At 74.7% G+C, this 3,652-nt stretch carries 4 protein-coding genes and 1 pseudogene; 2 read left to right on the top strand and 3 right to left on the bottom strand.

The features are described 5' to 3' along the window. Window positions 1-29: 29 nt before the first annotated feature. A pseudogene (locus E2E34_RS37580) lies at window positions 30-146 on the top strand (acyl-CoA desaturase); the annotation flags it as partial. Window positions 147-330: 184 nt separating this feature from the next. On the opposite strand, the gene E2E34_RS32495 reads toward E2E34_RS37580, so the two are convergent. Then, window positions 331-810: an NUDIX hydrolase gene (locus tag E2E34_RS32495; protein ID WP_138905430.1), complete on the bottom strand. Its 480-nt coding sequence runs from the start codon at window positions 808-810 to the stop codon at window positions 331-333. Window positions 811-964: 154 nt separating this feature from the next. Between E2E34_RS32495 and E2E34_RS32490 the strand changes: the two genes are divergently transcribed. Next, window positions 965-1,720, top strand: coding sequence for a ZIP family metal transporter (locus E2E34_RS32490; protein WP_138905429.1), 756 nt, complete (start codon window positions 965-967; stop codon window positions 1,718-1,720). Between the two features lie 6 nt (window positions 1,721-1,726). On the opposite strand, the gene E2E34_RS32485 is transcribed toward E2E34_RS32490, so the two are convergent. Beyond that, window positions 1,727-2,947, bottom strand: coding sequence for a sialidase family protein (locus E2E34_RS32485; protein WP_138905428.1), 1,221 nt, complete (start codon window positions 2,945-2,947; stop codon window positions 1,727-1,729). Between the two features lie 162 nt (window positions 2,948-3,109). Beyond that, window positions 3,110-3,628, bottom strand: a complete 519-nt coding sequence (locus E2E34_RS32480) for a metallophosphoesterase family protein (RefSeq protein WP_138905427.1) — start codon at window positions 3,626-3,628, stop codon at window positions 3,110-3,112. Between the last annotated feature and the right edge of the window lie 24 nt (window positions 3,629-3,652).

Genomic DNA, 3,652 nt, shown 5'->3' with positions numbered 1-3,652 from the left:
CCCTGCCGTCGCCAGAAGGACTCGTCACCATGTCAATGCAGACCTCCGTACGCCCTCCGCCCGCGCCGTCCCGGAAGCCGGGCAGTGACTTCGCGCGGCTGTACAAGAAGATCGCCGCCGCCGGGCTGATGGGGCGCCGCCCGGGGAACACGGCCCGCGCTCCCTGTGGCGTGAATCACCGCGGCCTGGTCGCGCCCGGCCGGATACGACGCCTCGGCTGGGCGACTTCCCCGTCCGCGCGGACCGGCTCGCTCGGCCGCGGCGGAAGGCCACCGCGACGACCGCCCCGCCCGATGACCTCCCGAGGCGCAGGCCGGCCGGGGGCGGGGATCACCCCCGCCGCGCCTCCACGTGCCGGGCGAGCCGTTCGAGGAAGACGCGCTGGCCCGTGACGAGCCGCTCGTACGCGTGCTCGGTCGTGCACCACGCGGCCTCGTCGATCTCGGGGAAGTCCCGCTGTACGCCGGAGCCCCTCGGCCACTCCATCGTGAACGTGCCGAACTGCGCCAGGGCCGGGTCGAGATCCGCCTCGATCGCCCAGATGGTGACGATCTTTCCGCTGCTCTGACGGGACTCGCCGAGGGGGACGAGCTCGCCCGGGGGCACCGGCAGCCCGAGCTCCTCCGTGAACTCCCGGCGCGCGGCCGCCTCGGGTGTCTCGTCCGGCTCGTACTCGCCCTTGGGGATCGACCAGGACGCGGTGTCGCGGCCGGCCCAGAACGGACCGCCCATGTGACCGATGAGCACCTCGGTGCTGCCGTCGTCCGCGTTTCGGAACAGGAGGAGACCCGCGCTTCGTTTACCCGGCATACCGTCAAGTCTGCGCGCCCGGACGGCCGGACGCCATCGCGCGCGGCCGTTTCGCCCCGCTAGGCTCGCGCACACGCCGGTGCCGCGCGCCCCGTTGGTGTGCGAGGTGTCGCGGTCCGGCTGTCGGGGCGCGGTTCCGGGGTACAGGGACGCCATGGATCATGTGGTGCTTGCGGGGTTGTGGGGGCTGGTGGCCGGTTCGGCCCTGCTGCTGGGAGCCGCGGTCGGTTACGGAGTGCGCGTCCCGCAGTGGGTGGTGGCGTCGGTGATGGCGTTCGGAGCCGGCGTACTGCTGTCCGCGGTCTCCTTCGAGCTGGTCGAGGAGGCGTACGACCAGGCCGGGCTGGGTCCCGCGGCGATCGGGACCGTCGGCGGCGCGGTGGCCTACACCGTGGGCAACATGTGGCTGGCGCGGCGCGGGGCCCGCCACCGCAAGCGGTCCGGCCACCGGCAGGCCCAGCCGTCGGAGGCCCAGCAGGCCGGGTCCGGCCTGGCGTTGGCGCTCGGAGCGCTGCTGGACGGGGTGCCGGAGTCGGCGGTGATCGGTGTCAGCCTCGTCGACGGCGGGGCGGTCAGCACGGTGACGGTGGTCGCGGTGTTCATCAGCAACGTCCCCGAGGGCCTTTCGAGCTCCGCAGGCATGCGGCGGGCCGGCCGCGGCAAGGCGTACGTCTTCGGCATCTGGGGCGGCATCGCCGCCGCGAGCACGGTGTCGGCGGTGCTCGGCTACGCCGTCGTCGGCGCGCTGCCGACCGCCGTGATCGCCGCGGTGACGGCGGTGGCGGCCGGAGCGATCCTCGCGATGATCGCCGACACGATGATCCCGGAGGCGTTCGAGGACGCCCACCTGGCGATCGGCCTGATCACGGTCAGCGGCTTCCTGGTGTCCTTCGCGCTGTCGCACGCGTGAGCGCCCTCACCAGGCGGCTGACAGCGCGTCATGGGGGAGACGGGCGAAGCGGATGGTCTCGTGCGTGGCCCGCGGCCCCGTCTCGTAGAGCAGCCCCACCCGGCCCACGCCCGTCTGCACCAGGTCGGAGTAACCGGCGAAGTCCCGCGACACGGACCAGACCGGCCGCCACGAACGCCCGCCGTCGTCGCTGGCCCGCACCTGCATCAGGCGGCGGCTGTCCGGGTGCGACGGGCCGGAGTACAGCAGGGGACCGCGCGACGGCGGCCCCGCGACCTGGAGCACGCTGCCCTGCACCATCGGGCCCGTCAGCCCCGGCTGGGCCCGGAAGGGCACGGACAGGGACAGCCCGCCGTCCGCGCTGTACGCGTCCGCGCGGGAGCCCTCGACGGTCCGGTCGTGATCCCGGGAATTGATGTAGACCGTGCCGTCGGGGAGTTCGGCGAGCGTGCTCTCGTTGAGCGCGAGGGGGCCGTCGACGGAACCGCTCACGTACCCGACGCGCCAGGTGTGCCCGCCGTCGTCGCTGTAGAGGGAGTGCGCGCCGCTGCGCCCGGTCGCGCCCGAGCTGTGGTTCGCCGGTACGAGCAGCCGGCCCGGGTGGCTCCCCCGGCGCAGGGCGACGGCGTGGCCGGGCCCGACGGCGTACCAGCGCCAGTCGGCCGGCTTGGCCGCCTCGGTGATGTCCCGCTGCGGCGACCAGGTCCGGCCGCCGTCGGCGCTGCGCTGCACGTACACGCGGCGGACCGACGCGGCGACCCTGCCCGACGTGATCTGCCGCTTCGTGGCGCCGCCGAGGGTCCGGCAGGTCACCAGCACGACGTCTCCGCTGCGGGGGTCGATCACCGGCACGGGGTTGCCGACCGTGTCCGTACCGGCGTCCGCGACCAGTTGGAGGGGCTGCCAGGTGCATCCGCCGTCGAACGAGCGCCGCAGGACCAGGTCGATGTCACCGTCGTCCGCCGAGGAGTTGCGCCGGCCCTCGGCGAAGGCGAGGAGCGCGCCGCCGGGCACGTGGAGGGCGGCCGGGATGCGGAAGGTGGTGTAGCCCGAATCGCCCGACCGGTACGGCACGGAGGCCGGGCAGGGAGGGTTGTGGTCGTACGCCGTCCTGTCGTGCGCCGGTCCGCCGGGCGCGGCGGGGGCGGGCGGAGCGAGGGCCGCCAGGCCGGCGATCAGGGTCAGCAGGAGGGCCAGTCGCCGGGTGGCCGTGGCACGAAGTCTCATCGCGTCTCTCGTCCGGTGCTGCGTCAGCGGAGGCTCGGCAGGGCGCGCGCGGGTCCGGCGCGCCCGTCCGGATGGAACATAACGACAGAAAGGGCCCGCCCCGGCGCGCGCCACGCCCGCGCCGGGGACCGGCCGGGCCGGGTCCGGGCACGGACCCCCGCTTCACCGGCCGGGCGTGACGCGCCGGGGCGGGAGCCGGTGCAGCCGGACCTCGCCCAGCCGCCCGCCTTCCGCGACGACGGTCATGTACGTGCGGCAGGGCTCCCGGCGCCGGTCGGTCGGCGACCCCGGGTTCAGCAGCCGCAACCCGCCGGGAGCGGTGCTGTCCCACGGGATGTGACTGTGGCCGAACACCAGCACGTCCAGATCGGGGAACCGCTCCTCGCACCTGCGCTCGCGCCCCTGAGCCGCCCCCGTCTCGTGCACGACGCCGAACCGCACCCCGCCGAACTCGGCCCGCGCCACCTCCGGCAGGCGCGCCCGCAGCCGCGGCCCGTCGTTGTTCCCGTACACACCGACCAGGAGCCGTGAGCGCGCTTCGAGGAGGTCGAGCGTGGCCTCGTCCACCCAGTCGCCGGCGTGGACGACCGCGTCGGCCTCCCGTACCCGCGCGAGGATCTCGGCGGGCAGTTCCCTGGCGCGTTTGGGCAGATGGGTGTCGGACATCAGGAGCAGGCGCACACCGGACACCGTACGCACCCGGCC

This window comes from Streptomyces albidochromogenes (genome assembly GCF_005981925.1).
Lineage (GTDB): Bacteria > Actinomycetota > Actinomycetes > Streptomycetales > Streptomycetaceae > Streptomyces > Streptomyces albidochromogenes.
Note: the sequence above shows the minus strand (reverse complement) of the source record. Positions and strands in the feature narration are given on the sequence as shown.